General features: G+C 46.2%; 26 protein-coding genes and 3 riboswitches. Of the genes, 6 read left to right on the top strand and 20 right to left on the bottom strand.

The window, feature by feature from the left end; translation table 11 throughout:
- Positions 1–41: 41 nt before the first annotated feature.
- From QRX25_RS06740 to ykzS, 6 genes are all read right to left on the bottom strand, one after another.
- Entirely contained in the window at positions 42–1,136 is a 1,095-nt protein-coding gene (locus tag QRX25_RS06740; protein WP_115997178.1) for a M24 family metallopeptidase, read from the bottom strand.
- Between the two features lie 111 nt (positions 1,137–1,247).
- Positions 1,248–3,161, bottom strand: a complete 1,914-nt coding sequence (locus tag QRX25_RS06735; protein ID WP_212101192.1) for a heavy metal translocating P-type ATPase — start codon at positions 3,159–3,161, stop codon at positions 1,248–1,250.
- Between the two features lie 242 nt (positions 3,162–3,403).
- Complete coding sequence (gene stoA / locus QRX25_RS06730) at positions 3,404–3,898, bottom strand: endospore biogenesis thiol-disulfide oxidoreductase StoA (protein WP_014470467.1); 495 nt, start codon at positions 3,896–3,898, stop codon at positions 3,404–3,406.
- Positions 3,899–3,960: 62 nt separating this feature from the next.
- Complete coding sequence (locus tag QRX25_RS06725; RefSeq protein WP_065981323.1) at positions 3,961–5,301, bottom strand: polysaccharide biosynthesis protein; 1,341 nt, start codon at positions 5,299–5,301, stop codon at positions 3,961–3,963.
- 113 nt (positions 5,302–5,414) lie between these two features.
- Positions 5,415–6,038, bottom strand: a complete 624-nt coding sequence (locus QRX25_RS06720) for a cell wall hydrolase (protein WP_014470468.1) — start codon at positions 6,036–6,038, stop codon at positions 5,415–5,417.
- Between the two features lie 273 nt (positions 6,039–6,311).
- Positions 6,312–6,506: a protein YkzS gene (ykzS, locus tag QRX25_RS06715; RefSeq protein ID WP_013352047.1), complete on the bottom strand. Its 195-nt coding sequence runs from the start codon at positions 6,504–6,506 to the stop codon at positions 6,312–6,314.
- Positions 6,507–6,669: 163 nt separating this feature from the next.
- On the opposite strand from ykzS, the gene QRX25_RS06710 reads away from it, so the two are divergent.
- The gene (locus QRX25_RS06710) at positions 6,670–6,855 is read left to right on the top strand and encodes a YkvS family protein (RefSeq protein ID WP_013352046.1); all 186 of its coding nucleotides are present in this window, start codon (positions 6,670–6,672) and stop codon (positions 6,853–6,855) included.
- A 73-nt stretch (positions 6,856–6,928) separates the two neighbouring features.
- Here QRX25_RS06710 and QRX25_RS06705 read toward each other — a convergent pair whose 3' ends face one another.
- The 7 genes from QRX25_RS06705 to QRX25_RS06675 form a co-directional block, all read right to left on the bottom strand.
- A complete protein-coding gene (locus tag QRX25_RS06705) occupies positions 6,929–7,204 on the bottom strand; it encodes a DUF3219 family protein (RefSeq protein WP_212101189.1) in 276 nt (91 codons plus the stop codon).
- 301 nt (positions 7,205–7,505) lie between these two features.
- A complete protein-coding gene (gene queF / locus QRX25_RS06700) occupies positions 7,506–8,000 on the bottom strand; it encodes a preQ(1) synthase (RefSeq protein ID WP_065981321.1) in 495 nt (164 codons plus the stop codon).
- 18 nt (positions 8,001–8,018) lie between these two features.
- Positions 8,019–8,750, bottom strand: a complete 732-nt coding sequence (gene queE, locus QRX25_RS06695; protein ID WP_212101186.1) for a 7-carboxy-7-deazaguanine synthase QueE — start codon at positions 8,748–8,750, stop codon at positions 8,019–8,021.
- Complete coding sequence (gene queD / locus QRX25_RS06690) at positions 8,743–9,183, bottom strand: 6-carboxytetrahydropterin synthase QueD (protein ID WP_045506490.1); 441 nt, start codon at positions 9,181–9,183, stop codon at positions 8,743–8,745. Before queD ends, queE begins: the two co-directional genes overlap by 8 nt.
- On the bottom strand, positions 9,184–9,843 hold the full coding sequence (gene queC, locus QRX25_RS06685; protein ID WP_003154679.1) for a 7-cyano-7-deazaguanine synthase QueC: 660 nt from the start codon (positions 9,841–9,843) through the stop codon (positions 9,184–9,186). It lies immediately after the preceding gene.
- A gap of 97 nt (positions 9,844–9,940) precedes the next feature.
- A riboswitch (PreQ1 riboswitch) is annotated at positions 9,941–9,985 on the bottom strand.
- Positions 9,986–10,094: 109 nt separating this feature from the next.
- Positions 10,095–11,216 (bottom strand): hypothetical protein, encoded by a 1,122-nt coding sequence (locus QRX25_RS06680; protein ID WP_212101183.1) that lies wholly within the window; start codon positions 11,214–11,216, stop codon positions 10,095–10,097.
- Positions 11,217–11,314: 98 nt separating this feature from the next.
- Entirely contained in the window at positions 11,315–12,352 is a 1,038-nt protein-coding gene (locus QRX25_RS06675; RefSeq protein ID WP_071346919.1) for a YkvI family membrane protein, read from the bottom strand.
- A gap of 399 nt (positions 12,353–12,751) precedes the next feature.
- Here QRX25_RS06675 and clpE point away from each other — a divergent pair, with 399 nt between their 5' ends.
- The 3 genes from clpE (at position 12,752) to motB (ending at position 16,602) form a co-directional block, all read left to right on the top strand.
- A complete protein-coding gene (gene clpE, locus QRX25_RS06670) occupies positions 12,752–14,848 on the top strand; it encodes an ATP-dependent Clp protease ATP-binding subunit (RefSeq protein ID WP_212101179.1) in 2,097 nt (698 codons plus the stop codon).
- Between the two features lie 172 nt (positions 14,849–15,020).
- Positions 15,021–15,833, top strand: a complete 813-nt coding sequence (gene motA, locus QRX25_RS06665; protein ID WP_045506501.1) for a flagellar motor stator protein MotA — start codon at positions 15,021–15,023, stop codon at positions 15,831–15,833.
- Positions 15,805–16,602: a flagellar motor protein MotB gene (gene motB / locus QRX25_RS06660; RefSeq protein WP_212101176.1), complete on the top strand. Its 798-nt coding sequence runs from the start codon at positions 15,805–15,807 to the stop codon at positions 16,600–16,602. The genes motA and motB overlap by 29 nt, the downstream gene beginning before the upstream one ends.
- A gap of 36 nt (positions 16,603–16,638) precedes the next feature.
- On the opposite strand, the gene mhqR is transcribed toward motB, so the two are convergent.
- Positions 16,639–17,085: a MarR family transcriptional regulator MhqR gene (gene mhqR / locus QRX25_RS06655; protein ID WP_065981314.1), complete on the bottom strand. Its 447-nt coding sequence runs from the start codon at positions 17,083–17,085 to the stop codon at positions 16,639–16,641.
- Positions 17,086–17,284: 199 nt separating this feature from the next.
- Between mhqR and kinD the strand changes: the two genes are divergently transcribed.
- Complete coding sequence (gene kinD, locus QRX25_RS06650) at positions 17,285–18,802, top strand: sporulation kinase KinD (RefSeq protein ID WP_115997171.1); 1,518 nt, start codon at positions 17,285–17,287, stop codon at positions 18,800–18,802.
- A 208-nt stretch (positions 18,803–19,010) separates the two neighbouring features.
- Here kinD and spo0E read toward each other — a convergent pair whose 3' ends face one another.
- The 6 genes from spo0E to QRX25_RS06620 all read right to left on the bottom strand — a co-directional run bounded on the left by spo0E (position 19,011) and on the right by QRX25_RS06620 (position 24,021).
- Positions 19,011–19,271, bottom strand: a complete 261-nt coding sequence (gene spo0E / locus QRX25_RS06645; RefSeq protein WP_065981312.1) for an aspartyl-phosphate phosphatase Spo0E — start codon at positions 19,269–19,271, stop codon at positions 19,011–19,013.
- A gap of 281 nt (positions 19,272–19,552) precedes the next feature.
- A complete protein-coding gene (mtnD, locus tag QRX25_RS06640; protein ID WP_212101173.1) occupies positions 19,553–20,089 on the bottom strand; it encodes an acireductone dioxygenase in 537 nt (178 codons plus the stop codon).
- Between the two features lie 15 nt (positions 20,090–20,104).
- Positions 20,105–20,734 (bottom strand): methylthioribulose 1-phosphate dehydratase, encoded by a 630-nt coding sequence (locus tag QRX25_RS06635; protein WP_212101170.1) that lies wholly within the window; start codon positions 20,732–20,734, stop codon positions 20,105–20,107.
- Positions 20,692–21,396 (bottom strand): 2-hydroxy-3-keto-5-methylthiopentenyl-1-phosphate phosphatase, encoded by a 705-nt coding sequence (gene mtnX, locus QRX25_RS06630; RefSeq protein WP_212101167.1) that lies wholly within the window; start codon positions 21,394–21,396, stop codon positions 20,692–20,694. Before mtnX ends, QRX25_RS06635 begins: the two co-directional genes overlap by 43 nt.
- Positions 21,393–22,607, bottom strand: a complete 1,215-nt coding sequence (gene mtnW / locus QRX25_RS06625) for a 2,3-diketo-5-methylthiopentyl-1-phosphate enolase (RefSeq protein ID WP_212101165.1) — start codon at positions 22,605–22,607, stop codon at positions 21,393–21,395. Before mtnW ends, mtnX begins: the two co-directional genes overlap by 4 nt.
- Before the next feature lie 81 nt (positions 22,608–22,688).
- A riboswitch (SAM riboswitch) is annotated at positions 22,689–22,788 on the bottom strand.
- Between the two features lie 36 nt (positions 22,789–22,824).
- Positions 22,825–24,021, bottom strand: a complete 1,197-nt coding sequence (locus tag QRX25_RS06620) for a pyridoxal phosphate-dependent aminotransferase (protein WP_212101163.1) — start codon at positions 24,019–24,021, stop codon at positions 22,825–22,827.
- Positions 24,022–24,113: 92 nt separating this feature from the next.
- On the opposite strand from QRX25_RS06620, the gene QRX25_RS06615 reads away from it, so the two are divergent.
- Positions 24,114–24,893, top strand: a complete 780-nt coding sequence (locus tag QRX25_RS06615; protein ID WP_212101161.1) for a carbon-nitrogen family hydrolase — start codon at positions 24,114–24,116, stop codon at positions 24,891–24,893.
- A 92-nt stretch (positions 24,894–24,985) separates the two neighbouring features.
- A riboswitch (SAM riboswitch) is annotated at positions 24,986–25,141 on the top strand.
- The last annotated feature ends 97 nt before the right edge of the window (positions 25,142–25,238 follow it).

Genomic DNA, 25,238 nt, shown 5'->3' with positions numbered 1-25,238 from the left:
ACGCTGCCTTCCAGAACCGTCCTTTTTTATCACGAAGCTTTCTATTTCAGGATCGTTAATTCTTTCGGATATTGCGTTAATGTTTCGACGCCGTCTTTTGTGACAAACACATCGTCTTCAATGCGCACGCCGCCTACATCAGGCACGTAAATCCCGGGTTCTATTGTGTACACCATTCCTTCTTGAAGGAGTGTGTCGTTCGCACTGCTCATTGATGGATATTCGTGCACTGAAATTCCGAGTCCGTGGCCGAGACGGTGCGGGAAATAGTCCCCGTATCCGGCTTTTTCAATAATGCCGCGGGCTTTTAAATCAAGATCGCCGATTCTGACGCCGGGTTTGCTTAATTGAAGCGCCGCCTGTTCAGCTTTAAGCACCGTTTCGTAAATCTCTTCCTGTTTCGGGCTGATTGATTGGTATGCGAATGTTCTCGTAATGTCTGAGCAGTAGCCGTCAAGAATAACGCCCAGATCAAACAGAACGAAATCGCCTTTTTTCAACCGGTCTGTACCCGGATTTCCATGAGGCTGGCCTGATTTTTCTCCGAACAGCACCATTGTTGAAAATGACATGCCCTGCACGCCTTTTTTCTTCAGCTCAAACTCAATCTGCGCCAGAACTTCTGTTTCACTCACACCCTCTTTAAGCGCCGCGACACCGACTTCAACTCCGTAATCCGCGAGTTTTGCCGCTTCCCTCAGAATGCTGATTTCTTTCTCATCTTTGACGAGACGGAATTGGTTGAGTGTTTCTTCTGCCGAAGCAAATGCGGCGCCCCCTGAAGCGTGCTTAAGTTGTTCTGAGCGCGAAAGTGAGATCGAATCCTTTTCAACCGCGATGGAATCAAGCCGCACATTCCGTCTTGCAAGCTCGGCTTTTATCAGCTCCCACGGATCTTCGTGATCACCGTATCCGATAATATCATGCTCCCACCCAGCGCTGCGGGCTTGTCCGGCTTCCATTCCGGGGCAAACGAAAAACGGCTCCTGTTCCTGAAACAGGAATAATCCCATCAGCCGCTCATGCGGGTCTGTATAAAAATCAGTCAAATAAAATACGTTTTCCTTTGTATGTATAAACGCCGCGTCATGCCCTTCTTTTTTCAGCCAAGATGAAACTCGTTCTAATCTGTTCATTTTTGTTTTTCCTCCTTACCAATGTGACTCTTTTTTCATTCTATCAGTTTTCCGGCGTTTATGCTGTGAACGAAAATTAAAAAACAGCCGCCCGGTGTGCGGCTGTTCTGCTTATTTTAATAATCTCAGTCCGTTCAGTATGACCAGAATCGTGCTTCCTTCATGTCCGATCACGCCAAACGGCAGTTCCATCACCTGCAGAAAGTTGGCGCAGATCAGCAGGCAGATGACCGAAAGCGAGAAAACAATATTCTGCTTAATAATCCGGTTCATTTTCCGTGAAAGCCTGCACATTTTCACAAGCTTATGAAGATCATTTTTCATGAGGACCAAGTCAGCGGTTTCTAAAGCCACGTCCGTCCCTCCGCCCATTGCAATACCGACGTCAGCGGTTTTCAGAGCGGGCGCGTCATTAATGCCGTCTCCCACCATGGCGATGGTGCCGTACGTTTCTTTCAGCTTCTTCACTTCTTCCGCCTTTTGGTCGGGCAGACAATCTGCAACAACCGTCGTCATGCCCGCCTCTTTTGCGATGGCAGCCGCTGTTTCAGGCTGATCGCCTGTGAGCATGGCTGTTTTAATGCCTAGTGATTTAAGTTCAGCCATCACCGCTTTAGCTTCAGGGCGGATTTGATCCTTTAAAGCAAAGCAGCCTGCTATCCGATCATCTTTCTTAACGAAAACAAGCGTAAAGCCTTTACCTTTTAACTCTTTTCCCGATGTTTTCAAAAAAGCGTCTGCTGCCTCTTCGCCTGCAAATCCCGCTTTTCCGACCATCCATTTGACTCCTTCTATATCAGCCTGAACACCGAATCCGGACGTCTCGTCAATTGATGTATGGCCTGCTGCGGCGGCGACTCGGCTTTCGGCAAATTCAGCTATCGCTTTTGCAAGCGGGTGGCTTGATTGCTTTTCAATCGCATACACCGCTTGCATAAGCTCATCTTCATTCACATGTTCCGCCGCTTGGAAAACCGCGACTGCCGGCTGTCCTTTCGTTACCGTGCCGGTTTTGTCAAACGCAATCATCCGAACGCTTCCCAGCTGCTCTAAAAATACACTTCCTTTGACCAATAATCCGTTGCGGGCCCCATTTGAAATAAGGGAAAGCGCAGCGGGCATAATGGAAGCGACTAGTGCGCACGGCGAGGCGACCACCATAAACACCATCGCCCGGTAAAAGGTTTCACTCCAGCTCCATCCTAAAGCAAAATGAGGAACAAATAAAAGCAAAGCCACGGCTAAAAGCACGCCTTTTACATAGACACTTTCGAATCGCTCAATAAACGCCTGGGCCGGTGACACACTGTTTTGAGCCGATTCCACCAGCCTGATAATTTTTCTGAATAAAGACTGTTCATTTGTTTTCGTAACACGGACTGTTAAGGAGCCGTTTCCGTTTACCGTTCCTGTAAACACGGAATCTCCGGGTGTTTTTTCCGCCGGCATCGCTTCACCCGTCAGCGCCGATTCATCAAGACTCGTCGCGCCTGACTCAATGATCCCGTCTGCCGCTACCCGTTCGCCCGGCTTAATGACGATCATGTCTCCGATCTTCAGTTCAGCGGCCGGCACCCGCTTTTCCTGTCCGTCCGCAATCAGGGTCGCTTCCTCCGGCTCCAGTTTCATCAAAGAGGTTAAATCACGGCTGCTCTTATTCATCGTATATGTCTCGAGCGCGCCGCTTAACGAAAAAATAAAAATAAGGACGGCGCCTTCCGCCCAATAACCGATAAGGGCAGAACCGACAGCGGCGAAAATCATCAGCAGTTCAACATTTAACGCCTTCGTCTCGAGGGTATCCTCGATTCCCTCTTTCGCTTTTGCAAATCCGCCGATCAGGAAGGCAAGGATATACAAAGTGACGGACAGGCTTTTTGTTTCGGTGAAAAACCAGGCCGCAAGAATGAGGGCGCCGGATACGAGAGCCGCGATGAGCTCCGCATGCTGGAGCCACTTTTTTCCGGACCGTTCTTCTTGTATCTGCTGTTGTGAATGGGTTTGAGACATCACTTGTTCATTCATTATGAATTCTCCTCTCTAATTGAGAACGCAAATCATCTTCAATTCCCCGATAAAAGCAAAAACAGCCGCCTAACAGGCAGCATTTTCACAGTATTATCGCGGTGTTTTCTTTATTATAGCATGCCGGCGGAAGATTTCAATTAAAATTGTTTTAATTTCTTTTTGATAATAATTATCATTAGTGCTCCTTCAGCTGTTCATTATATGCAAAAAAGGCCGGGAGGAAATCCTCCCGCGCCTTTTTATTTCTCAGACCATTCTTTTAATTGTGATGCGGTCATCGGACCGACGATCTTTTTTTCGATTTCCCCTTTTTCATTCAGCAGAAATGACGTGGGAATCGTCATAACATTGTATTCCTTCATGAGCTCGCCTTTAGAGTCAAGAACAATCGGGAATGTGAGATGGTGCTGATTGACAAAGTTTTGAACGGTATCTTTGTTTCGCTCAGCATTCATCAGATTTACCGTTACAAGTCTTACATCATCGGACTGACTCTGTTCATAGTACGTTTGGAACTGAGGCAGTTCTTTTTTGCACGGCGGACACCATGATGTCCAAAAATGCAAAATTGTTTTCTGCCCTTTATCCGGGATCGATATCTCGTCTCCTTCAATCGTCTTCATCAGAAACACGGCGGGAATTGCCCGTTTTTCTGATGAGGCTTTCGCTTCAGGCATCCAGACGGCTGCAGCTATCAAAAGGACTGCACATACAATAAGGCGGGTTTTATGCATATGATCTTCCTTTCACGCGTTTCGGATAGCTTGCCCTTCCTTATTGAAATGTATCAGCCTTTTCAGCCTTCGATCCGGGGCGCTGTTCTTCCGCCTCCCGTCAGAAACACGGAGACACCGAGGTCTTTGCAGATCGTCGCGTAATGTAAACTTGTCAGAAGAATCATGCCAGTATTCATGCCGAGTATAATGCCGAGCATTTGCAATTCCGGCATAGAACCGAGCACATACATCATCGAAAGCGCCACGATATGGCTCCATACATTATGATAAAACGCCGTCTTTACATGGCCGATGCCGATCAGACAGGCCTGAAGCGGCATCACAAACAGATGAAAAAGAAAATACGGCCACAAAAGCTGCAAATAATACTGCGCTTCCGGAGACTGAAAAAACAAATGGGTCAGCGGGCCCGCGAACTGAAACATAATCCAGACAGCCGGAATGCCGTAGCCGAATGTAATAAAAATCGATTGTCTCAGGCGTTTCAGTACAATATCATATTGAGACAGCGCGTACGCTTCTGAAATGCTCGGAATCATAACCACCATCAGCGAATGAGCGATAAATGCGGGAAACGAACCGATCGTCACCGCTACACCGGCAAGCATGCCGTATTGATCAATCGCAGCGACCCCGGCTGCCCCCGACGCCAGCAGCGCTCCTTTTACTAAGAAGGGTTCAATGGCGTTTGTCACCGCGTGAAAAATACGAAGTCCCGTTGTCGGAATGGATACGGCCAGGAGACGTTTCCGCACATCCTTGCCGCGCAGGTGAATATGCTGATGGCCGGAAAGCGTCCTCCGGGCTAAAATAAACTGCGTATACAAGTAAACGAACACCACGACATCGCTTGCGACCAGCACAAATAATGAAATGAGCACGGCCATATCAATTTCAAACGAGTACCATTGAAAAAAGATAAACAGACAAAGCACTTGAATGATTTTTTTCAATACATTCGCAACCGCGATTTTCCCCATTTGCTGCACACCCATAAAATAGCCTCTGGCGATAGATGTAAAAGCGACGACGGGGATCAGTCCGATGACAATCCCTTTGATAAAAGGGTGATACGTATCGAATACAGGAATGAACGGCAGCGCGATGCTTGCGGCCGCGGTTGAAAACGCGGTAAATACGGCGGTCATTCTGAAGGCATGCCGCAGCATGCTTTCATGCAGCTTCTGATTGGATTCCGCGATGAATTTTGAAATGGAGATCGGAAGCTCCAGACTGGCGATCACGATAATTAAAAAAATGGTGGGCAGAATGCTCATGTAAAGCCCCATCCCATGCTCGCCAAGCTCCCGCGCCAGTATCATATTCACGACAAATTCCAGACATTCAGCGAAAAAGGCGGCAATGGATAAAAGAATGATCCCTTTCACAAATCGATTCATGGTGTCTCTCCTTGTCTCTCGTTCTTCCATCATCATATGAGACAAGTTCTGAAAATATTTTCGATTTCTTAAAATTGAAAAAAGCATAGCCGGGATATTTGATCCCGCTATGCTTACATAGCAAATACGTGTCTGCCGATCCGTTCGATAATTTTTCGGGAACGGATCCAGTTGTCAGACGCCGTTTTCGGATTGTAGAAAAACAGTGCGCTCGTTTCTCTGCCCGGATGGTCAAGCGCCTCATTTGCGGCGGCAATGGAATCCTTATCCGGCTTTTGATTAATGCTTCCGTTTGCTACCGGCTCAAATGCATTCCTTTGATAGATCACACCCCGAATGGTATCCGGGAAGCCGTTCTTTTCAGTCCGGTTCAGCACTACGCTGGCTACCGCAACCTTCCCTTTATAAGACTCACCCTTCGCTTCCGCGTGAACGAGACGTGACAGAAGTTCTCTGTCAGCACGGGAATACGTCTTTTTCGGCGGCTGATAAGCCGTTTCCTCCGGTTTGGCTTTCTTCTCCAGATGAGATGACAGCTTTATCGGATGGATAGAATGCTTCTGATCAGTTTTTGAAAGCTTCGGAACCGAACCTTTTCTATTTAAATCAGCAACCAGTGTGCTGGATTCTTGCTTTGGCTTCTTCGCTAAAGTAAACAGAGCTTCTGTATGTTCAATTTTTGTTGCAGGCATAAAACAAAGAAAAAAGACAGCCAAGGCAGCAAATTTTGTCGTCATACGATTTCCTCCTTAAATACTTCACTACCTTAACAAGAGCTGTACGCAAATTCACGGTTAAAGATTTTCCAGCGCTCCCAATCAGCTTTTATGATGGAAGAAGTTCGTTAACAGCCTTGTTATTGGAAGGAAAACGGCTGTCATTCTCACAACATTAACCAAATAGCAGTAAAAGTATCCATCGGAGGGATTTTACATTTTGTTTACATCTGTTACAGCAAGATGAAATGAAACATCGAAAACAAAAAAAGACTCCTCATGTGCGAGGAGCCGTCAGCTTCTTGGCTGTTCTAAATACTGGAATACAACATCTCCGCCCTGCTGGGCAATACCGCGGAAATGCTTAAAATCTTCCTGCTTCGACAAAACCGCTCGAAATGCAAGAAAATGTTCTTTCTGCACCCTGAATTCTTTGACTTCACCGGTGCGTATTTGGTTGATACGTTCTGATATTTCCTCAGGCAGCAACAAACACACCCCCCTTTTCTCGGCTTTTTCCCGAAAATCAATATACCATCTTTCCCCCGCCGGGACAATGATTGAGCAGGCTGATACCCATATCGCTTTACTTCTTAAAGAAAATACTGCAAAATATTTTCAAACAGGATTTATGATAAAGGAGAGGAAGCTCGTGAAAATTGCTAAGGTTGGAAACGTCATTGAATTTAAAAACGGATTAACCGGTATCGTTGAAAAGGTAAATGAAAACTCCGTCATCGTTGATGTAACCATCATGGATAATTATCGTGATCTTGAATTAGATTCCCTCACTGTCGTCAACCATAAGAATTACAAAATCATCAAAGACTCCTATTAAGCCCCACCAAACCACCCGAACCATTTACATATCCCGTACAAAAGCTGCCGCCCGGCAGCTTTTTCAAATGAATTCAGATCTCGGTCATTTCAACAAAAAAATCTCCGGTCTCGTCTTTATTATAAAGATTTGTGACGGATGTATAGTAGTTGATTATTTTGCCGCGGAATTCAAGACCCCGCTTGGGCACCTTGATTTCAAAAATTTTTTCATACAAAAGGACGGCAATATCATGATACGTTTCAGAGGTCACCTTCAATATAAATGAGATAACACGGCCGTTTTTGCCCGCACATTCTTTACAGTCATACATCTTAAGCCTTACACCGTTTAACTCTAACGGCTCCATGAAAAACACTCCTTCTTTTTACAGGACATGCTATCATTCTGATCATTTATTCACAATTGATCCGCTCCGCATGGAAAAAAACGGCGCAGGCCTTTACAAACATACGTTCCCTATTTTATAATGAAACAGACGAGCTGCCATCCAGCACCCGTCACGTAAAGAAGCGGCGAGTACACTCCCCCCGGGTTTACTCGTCTTTTTTCGTCCCTTCAGACTTTTCCCGCAGCGTTTTGCAGACAAAAAAATCCCCTCGCCCTAAAAGGCGGGGGATTTAGGCTGCGTCCCGAGTCCGTATCGGTATTTAACGGTTATCAACCGTTTCCGGGTACATATCATGGTTCATCATCCGATGTTCGGCCATTTTTTCATATTTTGTTCCCGGTCTGCCGTAGTTTGTATACGGATCAATGGAGATTCCGCCTCTTGGCGTGAATTTGCCCCACACTTCAATGTAACGGGGGTCCATTAATTCGATCAAGTCATTCATGATGATGTTCATGCAGTCCTCGTGGAAATCTCCGTGGTTGCGGAAGCTGAAAAGATACAGCTTTAACGATTTGCTTTCCACCATTTTTTCGTCAGGAATATAACTGATATAGATGGTTGCAAAGTCCGGCTGTCCCGTTTTCGGGCAAAGCGACGTAAATTCCGGACAGTTGAATTTAACGAAATAATCACGGTTCACGTGTTTATTCGGAAATGATTCCAAAACCTCCGGCGCATATTCAAATAAATAGTTTGTCCCTTGATTCCCCAGGAGCGTAACCCCTTCTAATTCTGATTCTTTTCTAGTCATGTAAATTCTCCCTTTCTATTAAACTCCCCGTTTATTTCCCCAGAGCAGTGTATGCAGCTGAGGCAGGACTCTGACGAGATTCAGATCTGCATCGGCAGAAACCTTATCAACGAGTTTTTCATACTTTCCGAGCAGATGCGCAATTAATGCCCGGTCGTCCGTCGTATGGACGTTATCGTTTCCGACCTGAAGATAAAACGGGATATTCGGGTACCGCTTATGCACGGTTTTCGCGAATTGCAGATCTTCATCATTAAAAATAACGACTTTTAAGCTGACCGCGCTGAGCCTTTCTGCCGCATCAAGCGAAGACACAATATGATCGAGCTTTGCAAAATCGGTTGTCATTCCCGAGCTTGGCGGCTTCGGTGAAATGGTCAGATCGTTAATCATGGTAAACCAATCCTGATAGACCGTTCCCTGCGTTTCTAAAGCGGCGCGCACACCGTGCTCTTTCAACAGCAGAATCAGCGCGTCAAGCTGCTTTAACAGCGCCGGGTTTCCTCCTGAGATGGTGACATGGGAAAAGGCGTCTCCGCCGATTTCTCTCAGCTCGCGGTAAATGTCTTCCGCCGTCATCCAGCGGATATCTTTTTTGGCTGAGCCGTCCCATGTAAAAGCAGAGTCGCACCAGCTGCAGGAGTAGTCGCAGCCCGCCGTGCGGACGAACATGGTTTTCTGGCCGATGACCATGCCCTCCCCTTGTATCGTCGGTCCGAAAATTTCTAATACCGGGATTCCTTTAGCCATTCATATCACCTTTTTTCGGGCGGTATACGCAATAGCTCGTCGGGGTTTCCCTGACAAAAATCTGGACGCAGACCGGCTGATTCTCCAATGTTTCAAGGTAGGACTGAACCTTATCGTAAATCGTTTTGGCCACGACTTCAGTTGTCGGCAGCGAGTATCTGTCATCATCAGAAAATTCATCATGATCATTCAGCAATGTGTGGTCGTAAGCGCCGTGCACCAATTTCTTCAGCACGCTGAAATTCACAAGAAAGCCTGAATCATCCAGTTCATCCCCTGCGACGGTAATATTTACTGTATATGTGTGCCCGTGGACTCTGCTGCACGCTCCGGCGCTTTCACGGGGAATAAAATGCGCGGCTGAAATGTGCATGTCCTTATTCAATTCAAACGAATAAGGGTGCTGAACCTGCGGGTAAATTTGAGAAAGCAATTAATTCCGCTCTCCTTTCATTTTCATATATTCATCATATCCTTTATTGCGGAGCAGACATGCCGGGCATTCGCCGCATCCGTCTGCAATGATGCCGTTATAGCAAGTCAGTGTGTTATTCTTTACAAAATCAAGCGCGCCGAGTTCATCAGCAAGTTTCCACGTCTCCGCTTTGTTCAGCCACATAAGCGGCGTATGAATGACAAACGGCTTTTCCATCGCCAAGTTGACGGTGACATTGCAGGACTTGACAAACTCGTCACGGCAGTCCGGGTAGCCGCTGAAATCAGTCTCGCAAACACCAGTAATGATGTGGCGCGCGCCGATTTGATACGCAAGAATGGAAGCAAACGATAAGAACACGAGGTTGCGTCCCGGCACAAACGTTGTCGGCAATTCCCCGTCCTTCGCTTCAATTTCGATATCATCCCGTGTCAGCGCGTTTGGCGCAAGCTGATTTAAAAGAGACATATCAAGCAGATGATTTTTGACGCCGAGTTTTTCGGCAATCGATTTTGCCACATCAATTTCTTCTTGATGACGCTGATTGTAATGGAATGTAACGGTTTCTACTTCTTCAAAGTTTTGCAAAGCCCATAATAAACAAGTCGTGCTGTCTTGGCCTCCGCTGAACACCACAACCGCTTTTTCTTTTTTCATTTCATTCTCTCCCTTATCTATCATTCCATAAAAAAAGCGCCTTTCTCGGAGAAGGCGCCCTAAAAAACATAAAAAAAACCGTATCCAAGGATACAGCTCGTCCTTAGTTTTTTATAGAGGGTGTAGCTAGAACCTCTCCCGCATAAATACGGATTTTCTTCTTTTTTCACTTTTGCTATCATACCATAATGTTGTTTCCTATGACAATAAAAAAACAGCCTGAATACCTGTGTCAGGCTGCAAAAGCCGGTTTAAGCCCCGCGCTTCTTCTTCGGAAACGCCATCAGCGCAATTCCGATCAAAACAAATAAAGCAGGCCAGAAAACAGAAACCGGAACGATCGGCTGATACGTCATCATAAAGCAAAGTGCTGTCAAAGTCAGCACCGCAATCGGGATGAGCAACGCCTTTTGTTTCCCGTCGAACAGCCACAGCTCAAATAAACCGAATGCCGCCGCCAGCAGGTAAACAGGCCACGTCACACCGGAATAGGACCAATTGGTTGCCGTTTCAAAGACAAACAGGAGCCCCGTGATCAGTAAAATGCCGCCCGGTACGAGAAGCCCCGCGTTTTTTACCGGTTTCGGGCCAAAAATCGGAATGTGAAAAGCGGCGGCAAGCAAAAGAATGAGAGCGGGCCAGCCGCGTTCGCTGATAACTTCATTTGCATTGGTGAATATGCCGAAAATCCCTATAGCGCACAGAACCGCCGCAGAAGCCAAAAGCCCTCTTTGCTTTCTGCCGAACATCCAAGCTTCAAACAGGCCGAACGCGACGGCAAAAGGATAGACAGGCCAGCTCACATTTGCGTATGTCCAATCCGTCAGCGTTTCAAACCATAATAAACCGCCCGTCACAAGCAAAATGCCGCCCGGAATGAGAAGGCCCGTTCTTTTTTTCGGCTGCATCAAGGCAGCGGCGTGAAACACAAGCGCGGCAGCAATGATCAAAAGCGGCCACAGCCCTGTCATCACCATACCGGCAAAACATAGTGCGCCCGCCGCTGTCAGGATCAAAGCGGAAATCAACGCACCTGTCTTTCTCCCGCCAAAATACCACAGCTCAAACAGACCGAGAGCAGGCGCCCAAATATAAACAGGCCACGTCATGGCTGAATACGCCCATCCCGTTGCCGTCTCAAACCAAAATAAGCAGCCCAGCACAAGAAAAATTCCGCCGGGAACGAGCAGCCCCGCTTGTTCAGGCGCTTTTTTCACAAAAATAAATCCGGCGTGAAACCCTGCGGACATTATAATGAAAAGAAACGGCCACGCCGAACCAGCGGATATATGTATAACTCCAGCCTTCTGTAAAAAAAACGCAATGCCGATACAAATAAAAATAAATCCCAATAACACACGTCGATCTTTCATCTCTTACTCCTCCCCATCATTTCCCAATTCATTATACAGAAATGACAGGAAAAAAGAAGGGGAATTCCCAAAAAATACAGACATTTTCCTTATATCCGTTATTTTTCTTTCGGGATTTTTTTGCAAACCAAAGCGCCGATAAAGGCCAGGCTCACATATCCAAACACCGGGTAAACAGTGGAAATCAGCTGTCCGTAGCCGATTTGGCTGACAATAAAAGCAAACACCAAAATGCCGCCGTAAATATATGTACTTTTTATATGAAGAAAACTGTTTAATTGTTTTTCCAATCCGTATAAATTGCCGATGACCGACGTAAACACTTCCCCGAAAATAATAATCAAATAAATGAGATGAAGCGATCGTGAATAGAAATAGACAACTTGAGCCATCGGAATGTCAAACTCCAGCACATCCGGCAGCACCGATAATGATAAGAAACTCGCGGCAAGCACCAATGTCAAAAGAGCGCCGCCTAAATAAGCTCCCCTTCTGATCACCTTCTCTGATGACATTTCGTTCGCAAGCGGCACAAGGACAGCTTGGGCGAGCGATAAATTTAACGCGCCGTAAGAGACGGCTGACAAAAGCCAATTCCACTTGTCAGGCCATACCCATTCTTCCGCATTTCTCGTGCTTGTAAATACAAAAGAATCAGCGGCAACGATAAAAGAGAAGGAAATTAAAAGCGGCACAACCAATACATTGACGCCGAACACACCTTTAACGCCGCTTGTCATGACGGCAAAACTCAATACGATCGTCAGAAGTATCCCCGCTTGTGCGGGCCAGCCAAGCTGTTCATGAAACAGCGCTCCCGCTCCGGACAGCATGACAGAAGTCACTCCCAGCAATATAAACATCATAAACATGTTAACGGCGCGTCCGATAGACCGCCCGAATAAATACGTGTTCAATTCCTGGTAAGATGCTGCATGAATCCGTTTGGAAATGATCATGATTTTGGCGCCTAAATATATAAACATCAGACCGCTTACCATGATACCGAACAGACCGATCCAGCCAAACCTGAGAAAAAACTCAACGATTTCCCGTCCCGTGGCAAAACCGGCTCCTACAACCGTTCCTACGTATACGAATGCAAGCTGACTTGCAGAACCTTTTGTTTGTCCCATTTCACCCTCCGGCTAAACGCAAATTTGTCCAGGCCTTTTTATATGCTTATGAGACAAGTCGCCTGAAAAGAAGAACAAATCGTCTTCCCCGGGAAAAAACAGATTCAACTCTCTCTTCTAAGCAGAAATATTGAAAGAAAAAAAGGGCCGGCGTATACTCTTCATCAAGAAAGGTCAAAGCATTTCATTTCCTTTCTGATCATATTGGTCAATAATAATCAAACATCACTTATAACACTTAACATGCCGGAAACTTTGATTTTTCAAGGTTTAAAACAAAATACTTGAAAGTCAAAGAAGGTCAGAGTATACTATTAATCAAAGAAGGTCAAAGTTACGGCCTTATTTTCTAATTTATTTGGTCAAAGATGATCAAACATTTTAAGGAGGTTTTGGCAAATGCGTTGTCAACATTGTCAGAAAAACGAGGCGACGATTCGCCTGAACATGCAAGTCAATTCCATTCAAAAACAATTCGTTTTATGTGAAACATGTTATACAGAATTAACCCGAAAACCGTCTATGAGCATGGGGCCGCAATCTTTCGGATTCCCGTTTGAGCAAGGTTTCGCTCCGGATCAACATAAACCGCAGGCCGGCCGTAAAAAAGGCCTGCTCGACGAGCTCGCCCAAAACGTCACAAACGGCGCAAAAGCAGGTCTGATTGATCCTGTGATCGGCCGCGATGATGAAGTGGCGCGCGTCATTGAAATTTTGAACCGCCGGAATAAAAACAACCCGGTGCTTATCGGTGAACCGGGTGTCGGTAAAACGGCTATTGCAGAAGGCTTAGCGCTTAAAATCGCTGAAGGCGATGTGCCGAATAAATTGAAAAACAAAGAGCTTTATCTGCTTGACGTCGCTTCCCTCGTTGCCAATACAGGCATCAGAGGCCAGTTTGAAGAAAGAATGAAACAATTAATGAACGAATTAAAAGAGCGGAAAAACGTCATTTTGTTCATTGATGAGATTCACCTTCTTGTAGGCGCCGGCTCGGCCGAGGGATCAATGGATGCCGGGAACATCCTGAAACCTGCGCTTGCCAGAGGCGAACTGCAGGTCATCGGGGCGACGACATTGAAAGAGTACCGCCAGATTGAAAAAGATGCGGCGCTTGAAAGACGCTTCCAGCCTGTCATGGTTCACGAACCTTCAATAGAACAAGCCATCAGCATTCTTGAAGGCATTAAAGATAAATATGAGAAATATCACAGCGTCACATTCAGCGATGAAGCAATCAAGGCGTGTGTTACGCTTTCTTCCCGCTACATTCAGGACCGCCACCTGCCGGATAAAGCGATCGACTTGTTAGATGAAGCCGGCTCCAAAGCAAATCTGGAGCTTGATACCGTAAATGAAGAAGAAGCGGCTGAGCGACTCAAAGCAATTGACGCGGAGAAAACAAAAGCGCTTCAAGAAGAAAATTATGAGCTTGCCGCGAAACTGCGTGATGAAGAAGCGGCATTGGAAAAGCAGCTGGCACAAGAATCACCGGCCTCTTTTTCAGAAATCGGGGCGGAGCATATTCAAGCCATCATTGAACAGAAAACAGGCATTCCGGTCGGAAAACTGCAGGCTGATGAACAAGTCAAAATGAAAGAACTTGAAGAGCGCCTTCATCAGCGCGTCATCGGTCAGGAAAAAGCCGTGAAAAAAGTGGCGAAAGCGGTAAGACGAAGCCGCGCCGGCTTAAAATCCAAAAACAGACCTGTCGGCTCCTTCCTCTTTGTCGGACCGACCGGGGTCGGAAAAACCGAGTTATCAAAAACACTCGCGGATGAACTTTTCGGCACAAAAGATTCCATCATCCGGCTCGATATGAGTGAATACATGGAAAAACACACCGTTTCAAAAATTATCGGTTCACCGCCGGGATATGTCGGACACGATGAAGCCGGTCAATTAACGGAAAAAGTGCGGCGCAATCCGTACAGCATCGTGCTGCTTGATGAGATTGAAAAAGCGCATCCTGACGTCCAGCATATGTTCCTGCAGATTATGGAGGACGGACGTCTGACAGACAGCCAGGGCAGAACGGTAAGCTTCAAAGATACCGTTTTGATCATGACAAGCAATGCGGGAACCGGCGAAAAACAGGCGAAAGTCGGGTTCCAATCTGAAGAAAGCGTCATGGAAGAACAAACGCTGATTGATTCACTGAGCTCGTTCTTTAAACCTGAATTTTTAAACCGGTTTGACAGCATCATTGAATTCCAATCTCTGAAAAAAGAACATCTCGTAAAAATCGTCAGCCTGCTTCTCGCAGAGCTTGAAGACACATTAAAAGAGCGCGGCATCAGTCTCTGCGTCACAGACGATGCGAAAGAAAAAATCGCTGAAATCGGCTACCACCCTGCTTTCGGAGCACGCCCGCTCAGAAGAACGATCCAAGAATTGATCGAGGACGAAATGACAGACCTCTTATTGGATGACAATGAAATAAAAGCCTTCCATGTTGTAATGGAAGAGGATGACATCAAAGTCCGTGCACAATAAACAATAAAAAAAGCGGTTCCCTGTCGGGGAGCCGCTTTTTTGTTTCTTTTGCTCTGCCGGAAAGGCAGAAACTGTGAAGAATTCGGGAACAATTTCTCAATCACTCTAAAGTTCCATGCACTGCCACCGATATTAACCATAGAAAGCTAGTATAAAGGATTTGGTGAAAACTATGGATAAAACATCGATTATCGGTATCATCCTCGCCTTAATTGCTTTAAGCGTGGGCATGGTGCTGAAAGGGGTCAGCTTAAGCGCACTCGCTAACCCGGCAGCTATTCTGATTATTTTGTTCGGTACGATTTCTGCGGTGATCATCGCATTCCCCGGAAAAGAAATCAAAAAAGTGCCTGCCCTTTTTAAAGTGCTGTTTAAAGAAAACAAACAGCTGACCATTGCGCAATTAATTCCCATGTTCTCTCAATGGGCGCAAATTGCAAGACGTGAAGGGCTGCTCGCATTGGAAGCAAGCATCGAAGACGTGGATGACGCGTTTTTGAAAAACGGCCTGAGCATGGCGGTTGACGGACAAAGCGCAGAATTTATCAGAGATATTATGACTGAGGAAGTTGAAGCGATGGAGGACAGACACCAGGCCGGCGCAGCTATCTTTACCCAAGCCGGCACATATGCGCCGACGCTCGGCGTCTTGGGTGCAGTTATCGGCCTCATCGCCGCTCTTTCCAACATGAACAATACCGAGGCGCTCGGACATGCCATCAGTGCTGCGTTTGTCGCCACCCTTCTCGGGATTTTTACCGGATATGTACTATGGCATCCCTTTGCCAACAAACTGAAACGCAAATCAAAACAGGAAGTCAAACTGCGTGAAATCATGATTGAAGGCGTTCTGTCAGTGCTTGAAGGACAGGCTCCGAAAGTGATCGAACAAAAACTTCTCATGTATCTTCCTGCGAATGAACGCGCAAAAGTCATTGAAGAAGGAGAGGCAAACAATGGCGAGAAAAAAGAAGAAGAAGCATGATGACGAGCATGTGGATGAGTCTTGGCTGATCCCGTACGCGGACCTTCTCACCCTTCTTTTGGCTCTGTTCATTGTATTGTTCGCCATGAGCTCGGTCGACGCGGCAAAATTCCAAATGCTGTCTAAATCATTTAACGCCGTTTTTACAGGAGGCACGGGTGTCCTTGAATATTCAAGCGTCACCCCTCCCGAAAACGAAAAAGACGGCATTGATCAGTTAAAAAAAGACAAGGAAAAGGAAAAAGAAAAAGATAAAGAACAGAAAAAGAAAGAAAGAGAAGCAGCCGACCGCCAAGAGCTTGAAGGTGTGCAAAAGCAAGTCAATCAATTTATAAAAAACAAAAAGCTTGAGCATCAGCTGGAAACAAAGCTGACAAAAGAAGGCCTCTTAATTACCATTAAAGACAGTATCTTTTTTGACTCGGGACAGGCGGTTATCCGCCAGGAGGATATCCCGCTTGCGAAGGAGATCTCGAATCTCCTTGTACTGAATCCGCCAAGGAATATTATCATCAGCGGACATACCGACAATGTGCCGATTAAAAACTCACAATTTCAATCAAACTGGCATTTAAGCGTCATGCGGGCCGTCAACTTCATGGCTATTCTCACGGAAAACCCTAAACTTGACGCAAAAGTATTCAGCGCCAAAGGTTTCGGCGAGTATAAACCGGCTGCGTCGAACAAAACCGCAGAAGGGCGCAGCAAAAACAGGCGCGTCGAAGTATTGATACAGCCGAGAAACGCCGCCACTGACGAAAATCAGTAATATAAAAAAGGAAGCCTTTCAAATGGCTTCCTTTTTTTATTTCTGATGTAAATGTTTAGCGTTTAATCCCACTCTTTTCAGCATTTCCGTACACAATTCTATCTCTTCATCACTCAGCACACTGATCATTTCTTTAATCTCGTCAGCATGATCAGGGAAAATATCGTCCAAAAGACGGATTCCCTTTTCAGAAATCTGTGCGAAAGTCACTCTCCTGTCAGTCGGTGAAGCTTTTCTGATGAGAAGTTCTTTTTTCTCTAATTTGTCAACAACGTATGTAATACTTCCGCTTGCTAATAAAATTTTGTCGCCGATCTGCTGCAGCGGCTGATTGCCTTTGTGATACAGCAGCTCCAGCACAGCAAATTCCGTCGGGTTCAGGCCGTGCTTATGAATATGTTTATTCATATGGTCGTTAATGGACCGGTAAGCACGCGACAGTACAATAAATAATTTCAATGAGTTTTCTGTTTTATCCGTCATACATTCAATCATCCTTTTGCAAAAGAAACCGTTACAGAGAAACATTAATAAACAAAATGAAAAATGTCAACAAAAATGTTTCCAAAATTTCTCTTCTTTTTGACAAACCTTAATAAAATAATTTGTTTTTATATCATTTTGGTTATTTTTTCTTATTAAAGAAGTATAAACAATGATATAATACCTCTATTCAAGTGTAATGTTGGAGCGATGCAGAGTGAATACATTCAAAGGTGCCCGGGGAAAGATCAAGCTTTATCTCATATTGGTGATCATCCCGGCACTTATTATCAGCTTTTTCATTTATGAAAAAGAAAAACAGAAAATAGCCGATAAACACATACAGGAAGCTAGTATGATGCTCAACCTTCACCGCAACAAGCTCAATTATTTAATCGGTGAAACAAAAGCCCGGATGACAACACTTGCGATCGCTGTCGATAAGCCTGTCAATGAAGAAAAGATAAGTGAAATTCTCGATCAGGCTTTTGAGGATGAACCCAGATTCAGCGGACTGTATATGCTGAATGCCAAAGGTGACGTCATCGCAAGCACGACCGATCTGAAATCAAAGGTGAATTTGGCCGACAGACCGTATTTTACGAAGGCAAAAAAGACGAAGAAAACAGTCATCACAAATGACTACCCCAGCAGAATTACAGGCCAGCGCATCTTTACGATCTGCGTGCCCGTGTTAGATGCAAACCGGGAAGTCACCGATTATTTAGTGGCCGCCATACAAGTCGATTATTTGAGAAATATGATCAATATGCTAAGTCCTGACGTTTATGTCAAGGCAACCCACCAGGATAAAGTGATATTTGCCAGCGGACGCGCTGATCAATCAGAAGGCGTGCAGCCGGTCAGCGGCTATCTGGATGATATTAACTGGAATATCAATGTTTTTCCGAAACCGGTTGAGCTGAACGAGCTGACCAAAAGCGTGCTGCTGCCGATGTCCAGTATCGCCGTGCTGCTGAATATTCTGTTCATCCTCGTTCAATATTATCTGCTTAAGCGCAAGACCCAGCTGGAGCGCGCTCAAAACGAGGCGCAGAAATTGGAGCTGATCGGAACGCTTGCCGCAAGCACCGCCCATGAAATCCGGAACCCGCTTACAGGGATCAGCGGCTTCATTCAGCTTTTGCAGAAAAAATATAAAACAGAGGAAGATCAGCTGTATTTCTCAATTATTGAGCAGGAGATTAAACGGATCAATCAGATTGTCAGTGAGTTTTTAGTGCTCGGCAAACCGACCGCGGAACGATTAGAAGTGAACTCTCTGCAGGATATCCTTGATGAGATTATGCCGATTATTTATTCGGAAGGGAATCTTTATAATGTGGAAGTAAATGTGGAGATTCTCGTCAATCGGCCGCTCAAGGTCAATTGCACGAAAGACCATATTAAACAGGTCATCTTAAATGTCGCGAAAAACGCGCTTGAGTCAATGCAGGAAGGCGGCCGGCTGTCCATCTATTTAGAAGCCCGCGACCATAAAGCAGTCATTAAGGTTGCTGACAACGGAATGGGTATTTCTGAAGATATGCTTGAGCACATTTTTCTTCCGTTTGTAACGTCAAAAGAAAAAGGAACCGGTCTCGGCCTTGTCGTGTGTAAACGAATCATGCTGATGTACGGCGGTTCGATTGACATTCAAAGCGAAGTCGATAAAGGCACAGAGGTCACCATTACCCTCCCTGCCGCTTCACGATGAAAAAACACCCTGTAACAGGGTGTTTTTTAGATAAAGAAGAATATGTGTAAGAGGATATACCGGGGAACGGCATCATAGCCGGCAGATAGATACGAGGCGCTTCGTGAGCTGTGCCGGCGGAAAAACCCGCTGACTGTACGCGGTCATCTTTCGGATGCGGCGCTTGATCAGGAAGCGCATTCAGTCTTCGTTATCTGTTTATCATTAATTATTTGTTTGCTTCATATGCAGGCATGATGTCACCGCGGGAGAACAAGCCTATTTTCTTCACAAGGCCCTGTATTCCTTGGTGATGTGTGCGTTCACGGTTTATCAGCTGCTGATATGCGTTCATCAGACAGTCCAGTTCCTGGCTGTGCCTGATCGTGTCATATCCTGTAAACCCCTGCCTGTTAGCCGCATCTATCATCATTTTTCTCTTTTCATCAATAGATACAAGCAATTGTTCTTGTTCAGAATAACTGCCCATTCACTTCACCCCTCACCGCTAAAAGAATAGGAAACAAGTTTGATTGGGTTATTGAGCATTATTACAGATTATACTTTATTTGTAAACATTTTTTTACTAAATAACTTAATTTTTCATTTCATATTGGAATCTTTAGCATGATTACGAGAATAATACCCATTCAGGTAATGATATAAACAGAATGCGGCATATTTCAACGCACAAAAAACAGAGACAGCTGATTTTATATTAAAATAAAAAACCTCTCATGCCGCTGGCTGCATGAGAGGTTCGCAAGTCTATCAGTTTTGCACACTTTCATTTTCGTAAATCGGCACCCAGCCTTCAGTCGTCACGAAGATTCGGATGGCGACGACCCGGCGGTCTTCCTGAAGCGTAAAGTAGTGGCGGATGTTCTCCGGAACCGAAATCAAATCTCCCGGATTTAAACGGACATCAAAAAAAGTGCCGTCTTTGCCTTGAATGACGAAGATGCCGTGCCCGCTGACAATAAAGCGGACTTCATCATCCGTGTGGTGATGTTCTCTTTGGAAATTTTTCAATAATTCATCTAGATTCGGCGTTGAATCTGATAAAGAAATGACATCCTGAGACTGATAGCCGCGCCGGGCTGAAATATCCTGAATCTCCTTGTCAAACGCCGCGAGAATCCGCTCTTTTTCAGCTTCGGTTACATCATATTTCTCCGAAAGCTCAGGCGGAAGTTTTTCAATATTCCACTGCTCATAGATTACCTCTTGTTCGTCTAAAAAGCGCGCTACTTCTTCCTGATTTTCAATGATCGTATTCTTTTCATCATGAATTCTGATTGTCGCCATTTTGCATTCCTCCTTTTATTTTACGAGCTGCGGCCGAAGTGACAGAAGCTTGATGTGACAGCTGAATAAAAATTCATAGGCTTCCAGCACCCTTTTCGCCTCAAACGCGGTCCGCCCCCATGCCGTAATGCCGTGATTGCGGATTAATACCGCGCCTGATTCGGTGTCTGCATGGCGCGCGAAGCTTTCGGCCAATGCCGGGATGTGCGCCGGATTGTCAATGATCGGAACGGTCACCGCCGCGTTTTCCTCCCACAATCCGAGCGCCTTAATAATCTCCTGCCCCTGAAAGGTGATTTGTTTTTCATCTCCGTAGAGCTCTGAGATGACATTATTATTAACGGTATGGACATGCAGACAGCAGCCTGCGTCTGTCTTTTTGTATAAGTAAGTATGAAGAAGCGTTTCTGCCGAGGGTTTTAAGGAATGGCCGGTCTCAGCGGGCTTCCCGTTCTCATCGACTAAGAGAAAATCTTCGTCTGTTTCTTTTCGTTTGTCTTTGCCGCTTGCCGTAACGAGAAAAGTCAGCGGCCCGTCGGATACTTTAATGGAAAGATTTCCGCTCGTTGCCGGAAACCAGTCTCTTTCAGCCAGCTCGCGCTTTACCTCGGCAAGTTCGCGCCAGCGTTCTTCTTTTGCAGCCATGCCTGCACCTCCCCGATGTTTTCGATGCCTGTTTTCACCTCATGAAAATCTTGAAAAGGCAGATGCCGAAGACCGAGTTCTTTGCATTCAGTCAAAAGATAATCCCTTGCAAAGCACATATCGGATAATTTTGCAGCCTCGAGGTCCGTGACCGAATCACCGATCATAATGAGAAAATTCTGCTGATCGGACAGCTTTCGGATCACTGACGGTTTGCAGCAGCCGCATTGATTCGTGCAGTCGCCGTCACAGGCGTGCGGCCAATTGATATGAATATATTCATTGTCAAAGGAAGCATGATTGCAGAAAATCCGCTCCTTTTCTACGATGCCTTCCAAAAGCGGGTGCACAAAAAAGTCCATTCCCCCGCTTACGATATAAAACGGGAGATCGTTTGACCGGACAAACGAGACAAAATCCAAAAAGCCGTCCCTTATTTTCGCATCCTTCAGGATAAAATCAGTCAGCTCTTCTTTTAAACTGCTCGGCAGCAGCCCAAACATCCGGCCGACTCCTTCCTGGATTGATAGGCTTTTAGACAGAACACCGTCTTTTAATTCAAGCCACTCAGGAGGCGCAAATTCTTTCATCATACTGACAATGTTGTCGTTCATGGTAACCGTTCCGTCGAAATCACAAATAATCAGCGGTGTGCGGGTCATACGGCTTCCACCCTTCCCCATTTGTCTAATGCGAGCTGAAGATCTTTGCACGACGCGGCTTTTTCTTCAATCGGCTGGGCTTCAAGCACCGCATCAATGATGGCGCGGAACGCTTTTCCGCCTCCCTCTGCTCCGTTCGGATGGCCGTGAACGCCTCCGCCGGCATTAATGATGTGATCAATGCCGAAATCACGCATCAGCAACGGCACCATGCCGGGATGAATGCCTGCTGACGGGACGGCAAACGAGGGATGAAAGACATCGTCTTTTACACATTCATCGTGAATCGCAAGCGCGGACTCCTTCGGCAGTGCAACGGATCCGTAAGGTGACGGAAATAAACTGAAATCAGCACCGCAATAGCGGTTCAGCTTGCCGAGCAAAAGCGCATGCGATAAACCGTAAACGGGAGATGATGTGAATGCGCCGCTGACTGCCGGATGCGCCATAATCGGAAGCGGGATTTCCCCGTCTTCCGCAAGGCTTTGCATCACATCCAAACCGTAGGCGAACACATTAAGTAAGAGGGCGTCCGCCCCGAGCTCTGCCGCGCGTCTCGCTTTATCCCGCAATTCAGCAGTTCTCCCCGTCAGGTTCACGGCATACAGCGTTTTATGTCCCGTCTCCCCCCGGGTTTCCTTCAGGACTTGTTTCCCTTCGATAATGCGGGTTTCAAACGGAGCCAGCTCATTTTCAAAGAAGATTTCGTCGTCTTTAATAAGATCAACGCCGCCGAGCGCCTGCTGTCTGAGCTGTTCTTTAATGTCACGGAGATCCCGTCCGATCACCCCTTTAAATATGCTCATCAGAAGCGGTCTTTCAAATTCGCCCAGCAGTTTGCGAATGCCGTATATGCCGAACTTCGGCCCGGGAAGAGAGCGTTTAAACCCTTCGGAAAATTCAAGATCAGTCAATTTTATTTTTCCGTCCAGTGACAGCTTTCCGAATACAGTCGTCAGGACGGCGGGTATGTCTCTTGAAAAGTTCGCCTCAGGATAGGCGATGGTGATGACGGCCTGTTTTTCGTTTTCCGGGGATCCTTCTTTCTCCTCAACTTTTACGACCCGGCCTTTATGCTTTCTGAGCTGTTCTTGCTTCACAAGGGGCAGATCTGTCCAGGAACCTACCGTCAGCCCCGCTGCAATCTGTTCCGCCCGCTTTTCACTGTCTGTTGTGTCCGTCAGAAGATATGTTGCCAATACTTCGCTCATGCGTGAACGCCTCTCTTTCTTTCGAAAAACATAAAAAAACCTCTTCCGTATGAGCAGAAAGAGGCTTCGTGTTATGTCCGAATCTTATCTCTCAGCTCCTGCTGCAAGAATTAGCACCGTGCTTTAACAGTCGGTTGCCGGGCTTCATCGGGCTCGTCCCTCTGCCTGCTCTTGATAAGAATAATGATTTTATAAAGTATTTTGAATTATCGCATTGTTATTTTGATATGTCAATGCTTTTTCGGGTGAAAAGATTGAGTTTCCCGATCCGTTCCGCAGCCTCTTTAAGTCTTTCTTCACTTGTCAGAAGGCCGACTCTGATATAGCCCTCCCCCCATTTTCCGAACCCGTTTCCGGCTGCGACCGCAACATTTGCTTTTTCCAGCAGCAGATCTGAAAACGACTGTGATGTATAACCGTCCGGCACCGGGAGCCATGCAAAAAAAGAGCCCGCGGGAGCCGTGACATCCCAGCCGATATCGCGGCATGCTGCAATCCATGCATTTCGTCTCGACTCATATCTGTTATTTTGAGCTGCGACGCACGCCTGATCCGCTAAAAGAGCTGCTGCCGCCGCCTGCTGCGCGGCGGGAAACAGGCTGACAAACATATGATCCTGATAAAGGTTGATCGCTTCGATAACAGACGCGTTTCCGACGGCAAATCCGACACGCCAGCCCGCCATGTTATAAGTTTTTGACAAGGTATAGATTTCAATTCCAGTCTCTTTTGCACCTTCCGTCTCCAAAAAGCTCAGCGGTTTATGCCCGTCAAAGCCGACTGCTCCGTACGCGAAATCATGAACGACACAAATGCCGTTTTGTTCTGCAAAGCTGACCGTTTCCTCAAAAAACGCCTCTGTCGCCACGGCGCCGGTCGGATTATTCGGATAATTGAGATACAGCAGCTTCGCCTCATTTTGCACCTTTTCAGGAATTGCGCTGTAATCAGGGAGAAATCCTCTATCTTCCGTCAGCGGCATCATTTCCATTTTCGCTTTCGCAAGAGCGACCCCCGACCAGTAGTCAGGATATCCGGGATCAGGCACAAGAATTGTATCTCCCGGGTTCAAAAGACATTGCGGAATCTCTACAAGTCCCGCCTTGCCTCCGAACAGCACGGCCACTTCCGTTTCCGGATTAAGCGTAACCCCGTACTCCCTTTCATAAAATTCAGCGGCTGCTTTTTTGAAGCTGTAAGCGCCCCGGAAGGATGAGTATTTATGATTTTCCGGCCTTTCGACGGCGCGCTTCATTTCCTCAACGATATGCTGAGGCGTCGGCTGATCGGGGTTCCCCTGTCCTAAATTAATGACGTCTTTGCCTTCTTTCAGCTTTTGATTCACTTTTTGCACCAATGATGCGAAAAATTGTTCCGGCAGCTGTTTGAGTACATCAGAGATTTCAAAGTTCATATTTTCACCTTCTAAAAATTTCTTGAAATGATAGTCCATCATCATATATGGTTAAATAAAAAAAGTAAAGAGAAACTTGGGGTGTTAAAAAAATGAAATGGACCGTTTCTTGTTTGCAATTTGATATTTCATACGGAAATCCTTCAGAAAACTTCAAAAAAGCAGAATCTTTGATTGAGCAAGAAAGCCGCCGCGCTGATGTCATCGTGCTTCCTGAGTTATGGACGACCGGCTATGACCTCACACGGCTTGACCAGCTGGCGGATGAAAACGGCGAAACCTCGGTACAATGGCTTAAAAAAACGGCAAAAAGATTCAATGTACACCTCGTTGCCGGATCTGTCGCGGTCAAAGAAGGAGAAAATGTCTATAACACCATGTACATCGCCGATAACAGCGGACAGATCGTGAAGCAGTATCAAAAAGCCCATCTGTTTCAGCTGATGGATGAACATATATATCTGTCAGCCGGAAACAGCGACGGTTCCTTTGAGCTTGACGGTGTCAAGTGCGCCGGGCTGATCTGCTATGATATCCGTTTCCCCGAATGGATCAGAAAGCATACGTCCCAGGGAGCGAATGTACTGTTTATCTCTGCGGAATGGCCGTTGCCCCGCCTCGATCATTGGCGAAGCCTGCTTATCGCCAGAGCAATTGAAAACCAATGTTTTGTCGCCGCCTGCAACTGCACGGGATCCAATCCCGATAATGAATTTGCCGGCCACAGCCTGGTGATTGACCCATGGGGCCGGATTTTGGCTGAAGGAGACCGGACGGAAGGCGCAGTCCGGGCGGAAATCGATGTTTCAGATAGCGAGGCTGTGCGCGGCACCATACCGGTTTTCCAAGATTTGCGGCGTGATTTATATTAATTTTCAAAAAAACGTTGACAAGAATATTCGGCACCTGCTAATATTTTCATCAACTGATTAATCCGAATTGTGATACAAATCAATATATTTTTCTCTTATCGAGAGTTGGGCGAGGGAATTGGCCTTTTGACCCCAACAGCAACCGACCGTAATTCCATTGTGAAATGGGGCGCGTACATTTTGCGCCGAGACATTGTCTCATAAGGCACGGTGCTAATTCCATCAGATGTTTATCTGAGAGATAAGAGGCGGACTGCACTGTTTCAGCCTCCTTCTCTTTCAGAGAAGGGGGCTTTTTTTCGGGCGTATTCTCCGTCACGATCTCTTACAGCCACTACATAATAG

The organism is Bacillus sp. L381, assembly GCF_030284525.1.
Classification (GTDB): domain Bacteria; phylum Bacillota; class Bacilli; order Bacillales; family Bacillaceae; genus Bacillus; species Bacillus amyloliquefaciens.
The sequence above is the reverse complement of the archived record's forward strand: the minus strand, read 5'-3'. Positions and strand labels throughout refer to the sequence as shown.